Raw genomic sequence first — 16,043 nt, 5'->3', positions numbered from 1 at the left:
TAAACTAGTAGTATTCACGCGAGAGGGGTCGGAATAAGTGGCCCAACACGAAACTGAGTTCCCGGGCGCAGGTCACTCTGTATCGACGAACCGACCGTCGCGGAGCTTCGGCACGACGGAACTGGAGTCGAACGTACAGAGGTCCTCCACTTCGTTCTCGAAGCCCAGACCCTGCAGCCACTCGGCGGTGCCGCTCTCGCGGACCCGTGTGGCGAGGTCGTCGGGTGTGAAGTCGGCCGCCTCGTCGGTGTAGTGGCGGCGGATCAACTCGACGCCAGCGGAGTCCTCGGGCGTGCGGTCGCCCTGTCGGCCGGCGGCGACGAGCCACACGTCGTCCTCGCGCTCGCGCAGGTGGTCGGCCACGGACGCGGCGTTGACCGTGCTGCCGATCAGGACCTCGGCGTCGGCTCCGATGCGGTGGACGGCGCGGGTGCCGTTGGAGGTGAGGATGCCCACCGGGCGGTCCGTGAAGTCCCGCTCGGCGATCAGGGAGGGGAGCGGCGAGCAGTCGAAGCCGTCCACGGGCTGGCCGCCCTGCTCTCCGACGAGGACGGCGTCGTCGGTTTCGGTCTTGAACGCGCGGGCCGCGTCGGGGTCCGCGAAGGGGCGGACGTAGCGAGCGTCCCCTTCCAGCAGGCGGACGATGCTGGTCGAGGAGATGATCACGTCGACGACGACGAAGGTGGCGTCGGGCGCGGGGTCGGGCACGTCCTCCAGGCGGTCGACGGTGTGGACGGCCATCTACAGGGGGCGTTCGCCCTCGATGATCTCGACGGCGTGGTCGGCCATCGTCGGGACGCCGTCTTCCATCATCTGGTAGAGGGTGTTGTCGGAGTTGCCCATCAGGTAGCGGGCGAAGAACATCTCGCCCAGCGCGGCCATCTTGTACACCGCGAGGACACGGTAGAACCGCTGGTTCTCGACGGTGACGCCGGTCTGGTCCTCGTAGCGCTCGACCAGTTCGCCGCGGGTCAGGTAGTCCTCGTCGGCGGTGAAGGAAGGTGCCATCGTCTGCATCAGCGGCGAGAGGTCGTCTTCGGGGTCGGGCCAGAAGAAGAGCAGCCACCCCAGATCACAGAGCGGGTCGCCCAGCGTCGACATCTCCCAGTCGAGGACGCCGCCGATCTCGGGCGGGGTGCCCGGCGCGAAGATCACGTTGTCGAGTTTGTAGTCGCCGTGGACCAGCGCGTGGGCGGACTCGTCGGGGACGTTGTCGTCGAGCCAGTCGCCGATGCGGTGGATCGCCGGGACTTCCCGCTCGGCGGTCGTCTCCTCGAAGGCCCACTCGAACTGCTCGGTCCAGCGGTCGACCTGTCGCTGGGCGAACCCCTCGGGGGTGCCGAAGTCCTCGAGCCCGACCGATTCGACGTCGACGGTGTGGATGGCCGCGAGCGTGTCGACCATCTCCTCGCCCACCTGCCGGCGGGCGTCGGCGTCGGCGAAACGGTCGAGTTCGACGAAGCGAATCACGTCGCCCTCGAGTCGCTCCATGACGTAGAACGGACAGCCCATCACGTCGGTGTCCTCGCTCTCGGCGACGGTCGTCGGGACGGGCACGTCGGTGTCCTGCAGGGCGTGGACGACCTCGTACTCCCGGAGGACGTCGTGGGCGGTGTCGGCGGTCTCGCCCGGCGGCGGCCGGCGGATCACCAGGTCACGGTCGCCCCAGGTGACAAAGAGCGTCTCGTTGGAGAATCCCTGATCGTGTCGTTCCACGTCGAACTGCTCGGTCTCGCCCAGTCGCGCCGCGAGGAAGGTCCGCAGGCGGTCGCGGTCGACGAGATCGGCTTCGTCTGCCATTGCCACCGAGTAGCGTAGTCGGTAGTAAATGCGTTGTCATCCCCCTGGCACTATCGGAGGGGGTTAAATGAGCCTCGGTAGGGCGGCAGTAGTACTAACCCCCTCAGTTTCGCACTGGGAGGGTATGGATCTCACGTATCAGGATTCCGAGCGAGCGCGCGAGGTTGCCGAACGGACACGCGCGTTCGTCGACGAGGAAGTGCTGCCCAGAGAGCGGGAACTGCTAGGGCAACGGGACGCGGCGAGCGACGCCGACCGCCGAGATGAGGGGCGCGAACTGATGGACGACCTGCGGGAGATCGCCCGCGAACGGGACGTGTTCGGCCCGCAGATCCCCGAGGAGTACGGCGGCCTCGGCGTGGAGTTCGCGGACCTGCTCCCCGTCTTCGAGCAGGCCGGGCGCTCGATCTTCGCCATGGGCGCGATGCACGTCGCCGCGCCCGACGAGGGCAACATGGAGATTCTCGAACAGGCGGGCACCGAGGAACAGAAAGAAGAGTACCTCCGGCCGCTGGTGGACGGCGAGGTCTCCTCGGGTTTCTCGATGACCGAGCCGATGGACGGGGCCGGCTCCGACGCCAAGAACCTCAAGACGACCGCACAGAAAGAGGGCGACGAGTGGGTCATCGACGGTCACAAGTGGTGGACGAGTTTCGGGCACAGCCAACCGGACTTCCTGATCGTCGTCGCCCGGACCAACGAGGACGCCCACCCCTACGTCGGGACCTCGGCGTTCATCGTGGACGCGGACGCCGACGGCGTCGAGTACGTCCGTGACATCCCCCACATGGGCGAGTCCGGCATGGGCCACGCCGAGGTCGTCTACGACGGCGTGCGCGTGCACGAAGACCAGATGCTCGGCCCGAAAGACGGGGGGCTCGCCATCGCTCAGCAACGCCTCGGTAAGGCACGGCTGACCCACTGCATGCGCTTCATGGGGATGGCCGATCGATCGCTGGACATCGCCAAGGCCTACATGGACGAGCGCTCGGCCTACGGCGACACACTGAGCGAGAAGCAGGCGCTCCGGTTCGACATCGCCGACGCCGAGATGCGCCTCCACGCCGCCCGGACGATGGTGCGCCACGCCGCCCGGACCATCCAGGCGGACGGCCAGGCCGACACCGAAGTCTCGATGTCGAAGGTGTTCGCCGCCCGAACCGTACAGGACATCGTCGACACCTGCGTGCAGGTGTGTGGGGGCAACGGCATCGGCAAGGACCTCCCGCTGGCGGACTTCTACGAGAACGTCCGCTGTTTCCGCATCGTCGACGGCGCCGACGAGGCCCACATGCGCTCGATCGCCAAGGGTGCCTTCGACGACGACGAGATCGTGCCCGAAGAACTCGAGTACGTCACCCGCTTCGGGGAGCCACAGCGATGAGCGCGCTCGACGAGTTCCGACTCGACGACGAGGTCGTCCTCGTGACGGGGGCGGCGTCGGGCATCGGAAAGGCAATCTCTGAAGCCTGTGCCGACGCCGGCGCGTGGCTAGCGCTGGCCGACAAGGACGTCGAGGGGGTCGAGGCGGTCGCCGACGACCTCGACGCGGAGACGCTGGCGATTCCGGCGGACGTGTCCGACCACGACGAGGTCGTCGCGATGGTCGAGGAGACCGTCGAGGGGTTCGGCGGGCTGGACGTGGCCTTCGCCAACGCCGGCATCGGGCGGCTGGGTCAGACTGTCGACGAGTACGACGTCGACCAGTGGCACGAGGTGATGGACGTGAACCTCGACGGCGTGTTCTACACGATCCGGGAGGCCGCCGCAGTCATGGACGAGGGCGGCCGCATCGTCACCACGGCGTCGGTTCTCAGCCAGATCGCGTCGGATTTCCCCGGCGTCGCCGCGTACGTCGCCTCGAAGGGTGGGGTCGCCCAGTTGACGAAACAGGCCGCCGCGGATCTGGGTCCGCGGGGCATCCGGGTCAACGCTATCGCACCGGGCTGGGTCCACACCGACATCGGCGGCGGAGCCTTCCGGAAGGACTCGGGGATGGACCATCTGCACGAGCAGATGGAGGAGGAGACGATCGTGGGCCGGCTCGGTGAACCGGACGATCTGAAGGGTGTCGCGCTCTTTCTCGCCAGCGAGGCCTCCGCGTACTGCACGGGGAGCGTCCTGACGGTCGACGGCGGCTGGACGACGACCTAACCGACCCGGCTCGGGTCCTCCTCTTCGGCTGGCTCGTTCTGTTCGACCGCCTTCCCGAGGACGATCGGCGTGACGATGGCATCCAGTACGGCGATGCCGTACGCGACCAGCTGCACCGTTCCCTCCAGGAAGAAGTACGCCACGAAGACGACGACGAGCGCACCGCTCAGGCCGATGGCACCGCGGATTCGTCTGTCCGCGAGCGGATTCGTTTCGGACATGTGTACGTCGAGAGAACGGTAGTGTCGTCGACTTCACTCTTTCTCCCCGTTTCAGACCGGGAAGCTGGCCACACCGTTTTTTCGAGAGACTTTTGCGCGTCAGCGGTCAAGTGACGGCCACGCGTGGCCATCACGGACAAGATCTACGTGAAGAACCACCGGCAGATCGCCTCCCAGCTAGAGACGTCCATCCCGAAGGGGGCGTTCTCCGGGGCGACGCTGGACATCCTCTACCAGGGCGACGGGCTGGCCAAGCTCGACGACGCCACCCGCGACCGGGTGCTTGAGTTCGCCGAGGACTTTCTGGACTGTGACTGCGAGGCCAACCCCCACTGTGGCCACCCCGAAGAGAAGTTCGTCGACTACCTGCTGGAGTTGCGCGCTCAGGGACTGGGCCCCGACGCCATCGTCGACGTGATGGGCGACGACTACATGCTCTACGCCTATCCGGGCGACATCCTCTCCTTTCTCGACGACTCCGTGCGGACGCTGGAGGCCGTCGAGGCACTGGCTGACGTAGACGAGAACGGGGAGATGGCCGACCGGGCGCGGCGGCTCCGGCAGGACCTGGTGCGGTAGCTACTCCTCGTCGAGCAATCCGAGATCGTCGACCACCAGGTCCGCGAGGTGGTCGGCGATGTCGGGATCGACCTGTGCGACCTCCTCGCCGTCGTGGAGCTGGTCGTTGTGGCGCTCGATGGCCTCGCCCACGTCGTCCAGCGGCACCCGCGTCGTGGTGCCGCAGTCGTCACAGAAGACCGGAACGGACGGCTGTTCGTCTGACATCGGTGTGTAGTACTCGCCCAGCGGACGCTATAATGGGGTCGGTTCAGGCCTGTTCTGCGTCGCCGTCGTGAACGATCACGAGGCTCTCGTCTTCGAGACGGACGATACGGGCCTGGACGGCGACCGAATCGCCGTCTTTCCGGCGGGCGACGCACTCGCCGGTCCAGCGCCAGTCGTCGGCGACCGTCGGGAGGACCGACGTGGCGATCCGGTCGGCCTCGGTATCGGTGTAGCAGTCCTGCCACGGCCGTCCCTCGATCTCGCCGGGGTCGTAGCCCAGCCGCGTGGCGTAGACACGGTTGGCGAACTCGACGGCGCCGTCGGGGTCGACGATGGCGATGCCTTCCTGCGTGGCCTGTGCCGCCGCCAGGCCCCGCTGGGCCGCGGTCGTGGCGGCCTGGTGGGCCACGAGTCGGCGGAGGCGCTGGCCGAGCAGTTCCAGCGACCGGAGGCCGTTCTTCTCCAGATAGTCGGTCCAGAGCCCGTCGAACGTGGTCGCGGGCACGTCGCGGAGCGACTGGACGGTAAAGAGGACGAACGGAAGCGACGGGTACCGCTCCCGGACGGTCGCGAGCAGGTCGTCGCCGTCCGGCGTGGAGCCGTCGAGGTTGCTGACGACGCAGTCGGCGTCGTCGAGGTGTTCGAGTGCCGCCCCGACGGACCCCACCGTGACGACGTCGAACGTCTCGTCGGCTCCGAGTGTCGAGTCCACCAGCGAGGCGAACTCCGCGTTGTCGTCGGCGTAGAGGACGTCGATCGGTGTGGACGAACGGGATCGCGCCGGATCCGGGAGCCGACCGGGGGCGGGCCCCGCCGCCGTCTCCTCGTGCCAGTGCTCGCTCATTGTTCGACGGGACAGGTGACGTTCGACTGGATCCAGGCGTTCGCGTTCCGGTTGTCCGAGATCATGGCGACGGTAACCGAACCGAGCTCGTACTCCTCGTAGGTGTCGCCGACGCGCTGTCGGAAGTCGTCGTACATGGTATTAGACCTCGTAGACCGTTCCCTCGACGTCGATTCGATCGTCGCCGTGGACGGTCACAGTCGTTCCGTCGTACCTGAACGTGACCGCGAGATTACTGGCGTCGTCCGCACAGAGACGGTCCAACGCTTCGAGATCGACCTCCCAGTACAGCGGCACGTCGAGGTCGGTCGGGTCGACACCGCGCGCGTCCGCGATGGCTTCGATCACCCGCGTGCTCACCCGTTCGGCGGACTTCCGTCGAGAGTGTGCTTCCATACAGTCGGGAAGGTCGGCCGTCAGCATCCGTCTCTCCGACATATGCCGAACCACCGACCCGATCCGGACACTATGTGTATAGCCCCTCCGGACCGACGGCCCTGCTGTCGCTCGGTTCATCGGTGATCGGCCACCGATTGCAGCCGATTCGTCAGGTTCGGTCACTACCTCCGAGGGGTTGCTCTCCACCGGTTACCACTCACCGGCGAGTTCGTGCCATTTCTATTCAATAATCGTGTATATTTTTCAAGCTGCCATACGTAGGGGCACGGGTGCGCGCTCGCGTCCGCGATCGCCCGGTCGATCGGGAGCGACCGGGCCGAGGATGGCACTGGGTTCTGACGGTCACGCTCGTGGCCGTCGGGAGTGCGTGGCTGGCTGTCGCCGGGGGTGCGTGGCTCCGGGCGCTCGCCGGGATAGCCGGCGGTGAGGGTGTCGTTCCGGTACTGTTCGTGGGACTCGCGGTCGACCACGACGCCGATGGCGTCATCGATCACCTGATCGAGCAGGTGCGACGGCTCGAGGACGGCGAGTACGACCTCGACCTGCCGACCGACCGCGACGACAGCGTCGGCCAACTGGCGACCGAACTCGGCGAACTCGCGGAGCGGCTGGCACGCCGGACCGAGCGAGACCCGTCGTTCGACGACGCCCGGCGTGAGCTGTACACCATCACGTCCGATCCCGAACTCGACGACGCGGAGAAACTGTCGCGCGTGCTCGAACTCGGGTGTGATCGCCTCGACGTGGACTGCGGACTGGTCAGCGAGATCGATCCCGAGACGGATCGGTACGAGGTCGCGTGGGCCACCGGCGAGGACACTCTGGAAGTCGGGACGGCCACGGACCTCTCGACGACGTTCTGCCGGAAGACGATCACGTCCGACGGCATTCTCGGGATCTTCGACGCCACACGCGAGGGCTGGGACGACGATCCCGGGTGTCGGGAGCGGGGCGTCCACTGTTACATCGGCGGCAAGATCGAGGTGGGTGGGGAACTCCACGGCACGGTCTGTTTTTTCGATTCCGAGCCCCGTGCGGAGCCTTTTTCCGATGCCGAACGGACGGTCGTCGACCTCCTGGCCCGCTGGATCAGTTCGGCGTTCGAGCGCGACGAGTTCGACCGGCAACTCAGACGGAAGAACCGCGCCGTCGACGCCGCTCCAGTCGGGGTTACCATCGCCACCGTCGAAGATGACGAGACACGCATCGAGTACGTGAACCGGGCCTTCGAGGAGTTGACCGGCTACGAGGCCGATGAAATCCGCGGGCGCTCGTACCGGTTCCTGCGGGACGGGGACACCGCCCCGGAACACGTGGCCGAACTCCGGGCCGCGGTCGAGACCGGAGACTCGACCTCCGTCGAACTCCGGAACTACCGCGAAGACGGTGAGGCGTACTGGAATCGGGTCAGCATCGCACCGATCGACGGCGGCGACCCCGATACAACCCAGTTCGTCGGGTTCCACCAGGACATCACCGAGCGCAAAGAACGCGAACGGGAGCTCGAACGGTACCGCGAACTGGTGAACGCGATGCGTGACTCCGCCTGTATCTACGACGCGGACGGCCGGTTCGAGGTCGTCGGCCAGGCGCTCGCGAACTTCTACGGGACGACTCCCGAGGACCTCGAAGGCGAGCGGAGTCACCTCGTCGAACGGATCAGAGAGGACGCCGACGGCGACCCCTACCAGGAACTGATCGACGGGCAGCGAGACGAGCTTCGCGGGGAGTACGAATCCACGTATCCCGAGGCCGGCCACGCGGTCGTGGAGTACCGGATGACGCGCCTGACCGTCGACGGCGAGTTCGGCGGCGTCGTCGCGGTCGCACGCGACGTGACCGAACGCAAGGAACGCGAGCGTCAGTTCAGAGCGATCGTCGAGAACACGATCGACCCCATCTACATCAAGGACCGCGAGGGGAACTACCAATTCGTCAACGAAGCCAGCACCGAGTTCTTCGGGCTCGCACGGCAAGAGATCCTCGGCAAAGACGACGGGGACTTGTTCGACGCGGCGAGCGCAGCCTCGATCCGCGAGGACGACCGGACCGTCCTCGAGACCGGCGACTCGATCGTCACGGAGCGGTCCGTCGACGTCGACGGCCAGGAGGCCGTCTTCCTCGACAACAAGTACCCGTTCCGCGACGAGGACGGCGAGATCGTCGGCACCATCGGGATCAGCCGGGACATCACCGACCGGAAGGAGAACGAACGGGAACTCGAACGCTACAGGGAGTTCACCGACGGCATCCTCGACACGATCGACGACGTGTTCTACGTCCTCGATCGGGCGGGGAACCTGACACGGTGGAACGAGAGCCTCGCGGACGTGACCGGCTACGACGACGCGGAGATGGCCTCCATGCACGCCATCGACTTCTTCGCCGAGGCGGATCGACCCGATATCGAGGCAGCGATCGACGAGGTGTCCGAAACTGGACGGACGCGCGTGGACGTGGCCCTCCTGACCAGCGACGGGACGAAGATTCCCTACGAGTTCGTGGCGACGACGCTCCAGACGCCCGACGGTGAGCAGTCTATCGCGGGCATCGGCCGGGACGTTAGCGAGCGCGAGGAACGCGAAGCACAGCTCCGGGAGCGGGAACGCGAACTCTCGACGCTAATGGGCAACATCCCGGGGATGGTCTATCGCTGTGCGAACGACCCGAACTGGCCCTTCGAGTTCGTCAGCGAGGGCTGTCGGGCCGTCACGGGCTACGAGCCCGACGAGATCGAGGACGGGGAGGTGAACTGGGGCGAGGACGTCCTCGACGACGACAACGACGAGATCTGGGACGAAGTCCAGCGGGCCGTCGAGAACCGGGACCCCTTCCAGCTCACCTACCGGATCGAGGACGCCGACGGCGACCGACGCTGGCTCTGGGAACAGGGCCGCGGTGTGTTCGACGACGGCGGGACCCTCCAGGCCCTGGAGGGCGTCGTCATGGACGTCACCGACCAGAAACGCCGCGAACTGGCCCTGCAGTCGCTCCACGACGCGGCCCGCCGACTGCTTGGAACAGAGACCGAGCGCGACGTGACCGAACTGGTCCTCGAGGTGGCCGCCGAAGTGGTCGACACCCCAGCCGTCGGGATCTATCTGCTCGACAGCGGGACGAACACGCTCGAACCGACCGCGTTCACCGACTCCTTCGCCGACCTCTACGACGGGCCGCCCGCGGTCGCCGTCGGCGACGCCGACTCCCTGGTGTGGAACACCTTCGTCACCGAGACTCGCACCGTCGTCGAACACGGCGATGCGACCGACGGCACCGGGCTGTTCGACGACGGCGTCCGGAACGGCGTCCTCGTCCCCATCGGCGACCACGGCGTCTTCGTCGCCCTCTCGCAGGACGGCCGGATCGACGCCACCACCCGGCAACTCGTCGAGACGCTCGTGGCGACGACCGAGGCCGCGCTGGACCGCCTGGACAGCGAGGCGACCCTCCGGGAACGCGACGCCGAACTCGAAGCCCAGAACGAACGGCTCCGTCGACAGGTCGGGATCACCGAGATCATCCGCTCGATCGACCAGTCGCTGATCGGCGCGAGCACCCACGAAGAGATCGAGCGTGCCGTCTGCGAGCGACTGGTCACCGACGACACCATCGGCTTCGCCTGGATCGGGACGCTCGACCCAGACGGCGAGTCCGTCACTGCCCGCCAGTGGGCCGGCGAGGGCGAGAGCTACCTCGACGAGATCGCCGCCGGCAGCGCGTCCACCCCGGAACCGGCCTGGCAGGCCGCCCGAACCGAATCCCCCGTCGTCGTCGAGAACGTCGTCGACGATCTCCAGCGCGAAGGGTGGCGCAAGCCCGCACTCGCCCACGGCTTCCACTCTGCCGTCGCCGTCCCCCTCGTCTTCGACGAGTACTCCTACGGCGTCCTCGCCGTCTACGCCACCGAACCCGGCGCGTTCGGCGACCTCGAGCGCACCGTCTTCGCCGAACTCGGGGAGTCCATCGCCAACTCCATCACCGCCGCCAAGACCCGACAGGCGCTCCACGCCGAGACCCTGCTCGAACTCGAACTCCGGTTCGTGGACGCCGACGACCTGCTGGCCCGCATCGCCAGCGAGGCCGACTGTCGCGTCGCGTACGAGGGACTGGCCACCATCCCCGACGACGACGACCGGGTCTTCTTCGTCGCCCACGACACGGACCCCGACGCCGTCCGCGACGTGCTGGACGGCCTCGTCTCCGTGACCGACACGCGCCTGATCAGCGACGCCGACGGCTCCCTGTTCGAGGTGACGACCGCCGCCCCGCTGGTCGCCGCGAAACTCGTCAGCCACGGCGGCCGCCCCCAGTCCATCACCGCCGACCACACCGGCATGGACGTGGTCGTCGACCTCCCGACCGGCACCGACGTCCGCGCGTTCGTCGAGATGCTCCGGGAGGACCACCCAGGCGTCGAACTCGTCGCCCGCCGACACGTCGAGCGCAGTACACACACCAGACGGGAACTCGTCACGACCCTGTTCGAGACTCTCACCGACCGCCAGCGCGAAGTGCTGGAGACCGCCTACCTCGCGGGCTTTTTCGAGCAGCCCCGCGAGACGACCGGCGAGGAACTCGCCGCGATGCTCGGGGTCTCACAGCCCACCGTCAACCGCCACCTCAGACTCGCCCAGCAACGGCTCATGGAACAGCTGTTCTCGACCGAATCGGGAGAGATCGAGTAGAACGGCCGGAATCAGATCGACTCGTCGAAGCTGCTGCCGATGCGGTAGGACGGTTCGTCGTCCTCTTCCTCGTCGCCGTCCAGATCTTCGAGCTGGATGACCTCCTCGCCCTCCTCGTGGGCGTCGAGTTCCTGCCGGAGTTTCGTCACGTAGCGTTTGTGTTCCTCCAGCTGTTCACGGAGGTGTTCGGCCTCCAGTTCCAGCCGCTCGTGCTCGCGGACGAAACTCTTCGGCACCTCGACCTTCGGCGGGAAACTCGTCCCGCCCGTGTCGGTGCTGTCGGTCAACTCGTGTTCCGGGACGACCTCGACCTGGCCGTCGTGGGCAACGAGCAGGTCCACGTAGTCGCGGAAGACGGCCGAGAGCGAGAGATCACGCTCCTCGGCGATCTCGCGGAGCGTCTCGAATTTCTCCTGGCTCACGCGAAAGGAGATCGTCTTGTTCTTGTTGCCCATCGTACGCCCAACTCGTCACTACTCCTACTTGAAGGTTTGTCAGACGCTCGCACGTTCGTCATGGCGCGTGAAAGAAAGGCGAGCGCGTGACGGGGCCCGACGGCCAGTCAGGGCGAGGCTTCGACCTGTTCGTCGTCCGCTTCGAGGCTCTCCAGGGCCTCTGTGGCGGCCCTGCGGTAGTTCTCGACCGACAGGTCGTACTCCTCGCGAGCCATCCGGACGTACTCGTCGACGGCCGCGCCGTCTTCTGTCTCGGCGGCCTGGTACTCCTGGATCCGGTCGATGGTCCGCTCGGCGGTCTCGACGACCCAGCGGTCCCGGGTAGCCTCGCCCACGGTGGTAATGGACTCCGGCCGGACCGAGACGTTCACCTCGCCGTCGTCGGTCTCGTAAGTCCGGGGCTTGCCGACGACGGAGACGTAGGCCGGCGGTTCGAGTTCCCGGAGCATCGAGGCGGCGTCGGGCTGGTACTGCCCGGCGTACATGAAGAACGTGTCGCCGTTGGGGTCGACGACCCGTCCCTGCCAGTACTCGCTGTCCTCGCCCACGTCCTCGGTCTCGGTGAGCGTGCCGACCAGGAAGATTCGGTTGGCCCGCTCGCCCGTGGGGAGCAGCAGGTAGACCGGGGCGCGTTCGTCGTCCGACTCCTTGAACGTGTAGCTCGCGTCGTTGAACTCGCGGGCGAACACGCGCCGTGCGACCTCGCGGGATGGTACTGCTGCCATGTTAGATCGACCTCGCTTTGATCAGCGTCTCTTCTGCATCCACCGGCCCGTCCAGTTCCTCGACCTCGTCGGCCAGAACGTACCGGCTGAAGGTCGGCCCCGTCACCCGGTAGTACCGACCCAGCGTCTCCTTTCGCATCTTGTCGGCCACGACCGTCGTGTCGAGCGCGTCCATGGCCATCTCCTTTGCCTCTTCGAGCGTGATCCCGGTGAAGTCCTCCGTGGCCGCCTTGTCGAAGATCACTTCGTGCACGTCCTCGCCGTCGTCGAGGACCCCCTTGATACGGAGGTCGAACTCGCCTTCGGCCTCGCCGTGCTCGGAACACCGACCGTTCTGGAGGACGCGCGTACAGTCCTCCTCGGGACAGCGCTTGATCAGTCCGGAGCCGCTCTGGATGTCCACCAGCGCGCCCTCGACGGTCGTGTCGTCGTCGCCGACTTCGATCTCCTCGTCGGCGTCCTCGATGACCGTCGTCCGGTTGAGTTTGACCGAGAACCGACCCTGGTACTCGTCGGTCACGACGTTTCGCAGGTGGTAGACCTCGCCGTCTTCCAGTTCCGGCAGGTCCGATTTGGACCACTTCGTGAACTTGATCGTGCCCGTCTCGTCACCGAGCAGGCCGACCTGCGCGACGGCATCGCTGTTTGGCTCCCACAACTCGACGACCTTCGCCGTCAGGTCGACCCACTCCTCGGCCGCGTCCACGTCGCTGACCTGGACCTGCTCGTTGCCGCCACCACCCGACAGCTCCTCGCGGTCCATGCCCGCCTCGTCGAGGTACGTGCTGGTGACGCTGCGCCGGGCCTCGTCGACCGGAACCTTGTACTCCTCGACCAGCGTCTCCAGTCGCTCGTGGACGTCGTCGACCGAGATCTCTAGCTGATCTGAAAACTGCTCGTGTATCTCTTCCGCCTGGGTACGCAAATCTGTCATTGCTCTCACTGCCTCCGCGTCGTTTTCAATGGGAGGCATTCGACGGTTGGTCGGCTTCGTTGATAAAGGCTCGCCCCACCCGGAGTGAAAGTGTAATCGGGATACTGGAGACGGATCGACGAGTCGGAAGGACGGCCGCCGTGTCAGTCCCGGCCCGACCCGACAGATCTATATGAACAGTTGCTCAGATACTCAAGTATGGGACAAGCCGAGCGAATCGAGCGGCTCATCACCGAGGAGTCGGGGGAGTGCTGTGCGGCCGACGTGGCGGAACGACTGGACACGCTCCAGGAGTACCGCTCGTCGGTCGGTGACGACTACGAGACCGACCTCGGTGCGCTGAAGACGCTGGGTAACGACACACGCTACGAGATCGTGCGGCTCCTGGCGGCGGCCGGCCGGGAGCTGTGTGTCTGTGAGATCGATCCCGTGATCGACGTGAGCGACAGCGCGATCAGTCACGCGCTCTCTGACCTCCGGGAGGCCGGACTGGTCACCCGTCGGAAAGACGGGACCTGGCGGTACTACGAGGCGACCGATCGGGCCGAGGCACTGCTCGCCGCGCTGGACGACACGCGAGGTGACCGATGACCGTCCGCGTCGCGTTCGTCTGCGTCCAGAACGCCGGCCGCTCTCAGATGTCGGCAGCGTTCGCGGAACGGGAACGTGCGGAGCGTGGCCTGACCGACGAGGTCGAGATTCTGACTGGTGGGACCCATCCCGCCGACCACGTCCACGAGGAAGTCGTCGAAATCATGGACGAAGCGGGCTTCGACCTCTCGGACCGTGAGCCACGCGAGATTTCGACCGCGGAACTGAACGGATGTGACTACGTCGCGACGATGGGCTGTTCGACACTGGAACTGGACGCCGACGGGCCGGACGTACGCGACTGGGCACTCGACGATCCGGACGGCCAGGACCCCGACGCGGTGCGGGCGATCCGCGACGAGATCGAGGGACGGGTCGGTGACCTCTTCGAGGAGGTCGAGGAGGTGCTCGCCGATGCCTGAGACTGGCGACACGACAGGACTCGACGCGGAGACACAGCGCCAGGTCGTCCGTGAACGGTACGCCGACATCGCGACGGGCGACGGCGACGGCGGCTGCTGTACCGACGATAGCTGCTGTGACGACAGTTCTGTGTCGACCCCTGCGGACGAGACCGCACGGCAGTACGGCTACTCTGCCGACGAGATCGATCGTGTCGACGGGGACGCGAACCTCGGGCTCGGCTGTGGCAACCCCCAGGCGCTGGCCGCCCTCTCGCCGGGCGAGACGGTCCTCGATCTCGGTTCCGGCGCGGGCTTCGACTGTTTCCTCGCCGCCCGGGAAGTCGGCGAGACGGGAGACGTGATCGGCGTCGACATGACCCCCGAGATGGTCGAGAAGGCACGCGAGAACGCCCGCGAAAACGACGCCGGGAACGTCTCCGTCCGCCTCGGCGAGATCGAACACCTTCCCGTGGCCGACGAGCGCGTCGACGTGATCATCTCGAACTGCGTGGTGAATCTCTCGCCGAACAAGGCGCAGGTGTTCCACGAGGCCAATCGGGTTCTGCGTCCGGGTGGCCGCCTCGCCATCTCGGACGTGGTCCAGACGGCACCGATGCCCGAGGGCGTCGAAGCCGACCCGGACTCCGTCGCGTCCTGTGTCGCCGGGGCGTCACGGATCGACCGACTCGAACAGCTGCTCACCGACGCCGGCTTCGAGGCCGTCGAGAGCACGCCGAAATCGGACAGCGACCGCTTCGTCCGCGAGTGGGACGACGACCGCGACGTGAGCGAGTTCCTCGTCTCGGCGTCGATCACCGCCCGGAAACCGGAGGTGACCGATGAGTAACACCGCCCACGACCACGGCCCGGACTGTGAGTGTGAGAGCTGTGGGGACCCGCGGTCGATGGACTTCCTCGACAAGTACCTCACCGTCTGGATCTTCGGCGCGATGGCCGTCGGCGTCGGGCTGGGCTTCGTCGCGCCCTCTGTCACACGCCCGATTCAGGACTTCCACCTCGTCGAGATCGGGCTGGTCGCGATGATGTACCCGCCGCTGGCGAAGGCCGACTACTCCCAGTTGCGCGCGGTCTTCAGCAACTGGCGCGTGCTGAGCCTGAGCCTCGTCCAGAACTGGCTCATCGGCCCGACGCTGATGTTCGGACTGGCAGTCGTCTTCTTCAGCGGCATCGTCCCCGGCCTGCCCGCGCGGCCGGAGTACTTCCTCGGGCTCGTGTTCATCGGAATGGCCCGCTGTATCGCGATGGTGCTGGTCTGGAACGAACTCGCCGAGGGCTCGACCGAGTACGTCACCGGCCTCGTCGCGTTCAACAGCCTCTTTCAGATCGTCACCTACGGGGTCTACGTCTGGTTTTTCGGCCTGTTCCTCCCGCCGTTGCTGGGCATGGACGCGCTGGTCGCCGGCATCCAGACCTTCGACGTGACGCCGATGCAGGTGTTCCAGGCGATCGTGATCTTCCTCGGTATCCCCTTCGCCGGCGGCTTCCTCACCCGCTACGTCGGGACCCGGTGGAAGGGCCAGCAGTGGTACGACGACGAGTTCGTTCCGAAGATCGACCCCCTGACACTGATCGCACTTCTCTTTACGGTCATCGTGATGTTCGCCACGCAGGGCGAGAACATCGTCGCCGCGCCCGGTGACGTCCTCCTGATCGCCGTCCCGCTGACGATCTACTTCGTCCTGATGTTCCTCGTCAGCTTCGGCATGGGCAAAGGGATCGGCGCGGACTACTCGACGACGACGGCCATCGGCTTCACCGCCGCCTCGAACAACTTCGAGCTGGCCATCGCCGTCGCGGTCGCGGTGTTCGGCGTCGGCTCCGGTGTCGCCTTCGCCACCGTCGTCGGCCCGCTGATCGAAGTGCCGGTCCTGCTGGCACTCGTCAACGTCGCGCTGTACTTCCAGCGCCGGTTCGACTGGAGCGGTGCGACGACCGGCAGTCTCGACGCCGCCGCTTCGGAGCCGGCTCCGGAAGACGACTGACAGCGGTCGGGACTCGCCGGTCTTTTTGCCCGTTCCCGACAA

The 16,043-nt window shown here is 66.5% G+C and carries 18 protein-coding genes; 8 read left to right on the top strand and 10 right to left on the bottom strand.

All coding sequences use genetic code 11. The annotated features are described in order from the left end of the window. Positions 1–72: 72 nt before the first annotated feature. On the bottom strand, positions 73–741 hold the full coding sequence (locus EAF64_RS08385) for a 2-phosphosulfolactate phosphatase (protein ID WP_129068515.1): 669 nt from the start codon (positions 739–741) through the stop codon (positions 73–75). Beyond that, positions 742–1,800, bottom strand: coding sequence for a phosphotransferase family protein (locus tag EAF64_RS08380; protein WP_129068514.1), 1,059 nt, complete (start codon positions 1,798–1,800; stop codon positions 742–744). A 124-nt stretch (positions 1,801–1,924) separates the two neighbouring features. Here EAF64_RS08380 and EAF64_RS08375 point away from each other — a divergent pair, with 124 nt between their 5' ends. Together EAF64_RS08375 and EAF64_RS08370 are read left to right on the top strand one after the other, a co-directional pair. Beyond that, complete coding sequence (locus tag EAF64_RS08375; protein WP_129068513.1) at positions 1,925–3,184, top strand: acyl-CoA dehydrogenase family protein; 1,260 nt, start codon at positions 1,925–1,927, stop codon at positions 3,182–3,184. Then, positions 3,181–3,954: an SDR family NAD(P)-dependent oxidoreductase gene (locus EAF64_RS08370; protein ID WP_129068512.1), complete on the top strand. Its 774-nt coding sequence runs from the start codon at positions 3,181–3,183 to the stop codon at positions 3,952–3,954. The genes EAF64_RS08375 and EAF64_RS08370 overlap by 4 nt, the downstream gene beginning before the upstream one ends. Here EAF64_RS08370 and EAF64_RS08365 read toward each other — a convergent pair. Further along, positions 3,951–4,175 carry a hypothetical protein gene (locus EAF64_RS08365; protein ID WP_129068511.1) on the bottom strand — a complete coding sequence of 75 codons (225 nt, stop codon included), beginning with the start codon at positions 4,173–4,175 and terminating at the stop codon, positions 3,951–3,953. The two genes, EAF64_RS08370 and EAF64_RS08365, sit on opposite strands and share 4 nt — an antisense overlap. Positions 4,176–4,298: 123 nt before the next feature. On the opposite strand from EAF64_RS08365, the gene EAF64_RS08360 reads away from it, so the two are divergent. Then, positions 4,299–4,754, top strand: a complete 456-nt coding sequence (locus EAF64_RS08360; protein ID WP_129068510.1) for a DUF5814 domain-containing protein — start codon at positions 4,299–4,301, stop codon at positions 4,752–4,754. Here the strand turns inward: EAF64_RS08360 and EAF64_RS08355 are convergent, their stop codons facing one another. The 4 genes from EAF64_RS08355 to EAF64_RS08345 are packed head-to-tail and all read right to left on the bottom strand — an operon-like array spanning position 4,755 to position 6,243. Beyond that, entirely contained in the window at positions 4,755–4,961 is a 207-nt protein-coding gene (locus EAF64_RS08355) for a hypothetical protein (protein WP_129068509.1), read from the bottom strand. A gap of 43 nt (positions 4,962–5,004) precedes the next feature. Beyond that, a complete protein-coding gene (locus EAF64_RS08350) occupies positions 5,005–5,805 on the bottom strand; it encodes a PAS domain-containing protein (RefSeq protein WP_129068508.1) in 801 nt (266 codons plus the stop codon). Beyond that, positions 5,802–5,942, bottom strand: a complete 141-nt coding sequence (locus tag EAF64_RS20910; RefSeq protein WP_193767620.1) for a hypothetical protein — start codon at positions 5,940–5,942, stop codon at positions 5,802–5,804. Before EAF64_RS20910 ends, EAF64_RS08350 begins: the two co-directional genes overlap by 4 nt. 4 nt (positions 5,943–5,946) lie before the next feature. Next, entirely contained in the window at positions 5,947–6,243 is a 297-nt protein-coding gene (locus tag EAF64_RS08345; protein ID WP_227738912.1) for a HalOD1 output domain-containing protein, read from the bottom strand. 230 nt (positions 6,244–6,473) lie between these two features. Between EAF64_RS08345 and EAF64_RS08340 the strand changes: the two genes are divergently transcribed. Beyond that, positions 6,474–10,889, top strand: coding sequence for a PAS domain S-box protein (locus EAF64_RS08340; RefSeq protein WP_129068507.1), 4,416 nt, complete (start codon positions 6,474–6,476; stop codon positions 10,887–10,889). Positions 10,890–10,900: 11 nt separating this feature from the next. Here EAF64_RS08340 and EAF64_RS08335 read toward each other — a convergent pair whose 3' ends face one another. From EAF64_RS08335 to EAF64_RS08325, 3 genes are all read right to left on the bottom strand, one after another. Beyond that, a complete protein-coding gene (locus tag EAF64_RS08335) occupies positions 10,901–11,344 on the bottom strand; it encodes a CopG family transcriptional regulator (protein WP_129068506.1) in 444 nt (147 codons plus the stop codon). Positions 11,345–11,451: 107 nt separating this feature from the next. Next, positions 11,452–12,069 (bottom strand): RPA family protein, encoded by a 618-nt coding sequence (locus EAF64_RS08330; RefSeq protein ID WP_129068505.1) that lies wholly within the window; start codon positions 12,067–12,069, stop codon positions 11,452–11,454. A 1-nt stretch (position 12,070) separates the two neighbouring features. After that, complete coding sequence (locus EAF64_RS08325; protein WP_129068504.1) at positions 12,071–13,003, bottom strand: replication factor A; 933 nt, start codon at positions 13,001–13,003, stop codon at positions 12,071–12,073. A 198-nt stretch (positions 13,004–13,201) separates the two neighbouring features. On the opposite strand from EAF64_RS08325, the gene EAF64_RS08320 reads away from it, so the two are divergent. The 4 genes from EAF64_RS08320 to arsB are packed head-to-tail and all read left to right on the top strand — an operon-like array spanning position 13,202 to position 16,001. Further along, entirely contained in the window at positions 13,202–13,594 is a 393-nt protein-coding gene (locus EAF64_RS08320; RefSeq protein WP_129068503.1) for an ArsR/SmtB family transcription factor, read from the top strand. Beyond that, positions 13,591–14,016: a low molecular weight phosphatase family protein gene (locus EAF64_RS08315; protein ID WP_129068502.1), complete on the top strand. Its 426-nt coding sequence runs from the start codon at positions 13,591–13,593 to the stop codon at positions 14,014–14,016. The genes EAF64_RS08320 and EAF64_RS08315 overlap by 4 nt, the downstream gene beginning before the upstream one ends. Beyond that, positions 14,009–14,845, top strand: a complete 837-nt coding sequence (gene arsM / locus EAF64_RS08310) for an arsenite methyltransferase (protein ID WP_129068501.1) — start codon at positions 14,009–14,011, stop codon at positions 14,843–14,845. Before EAF64_RS08315 ends, arsM begins: the two co-directional genes overlap by 8 nt. After that, complete coding sequence (gene arsB / locus EAF64_RS08305; RefSeq protein ID WP_129068500.1) at positions 14,838–16,001, top strand: ACR3 family arsenite efflux transporter; 1,164 nt, start codon at positions 14,838–14,840, stop codon at positions 15,999–16,001. Before arsM ends, arsB begins: the two co-directional genes overlap by 8 nt. Positions 16,002–16,043 lie beyond the last annotated feature (42 nt).

The organism is Halorientalis pallida (genome assembly GCF_004118325.1).
GTDB lineage: Archaea > Halobacteriota > Halobacteria > Halobacteriales > Haloarculaceae > Halorientalis > Halorientalis pallida.
Note: the sequence above shows the minus strand (reverse complement) of the source record. Positions and strands in the feature narration are given on the sequence as shown.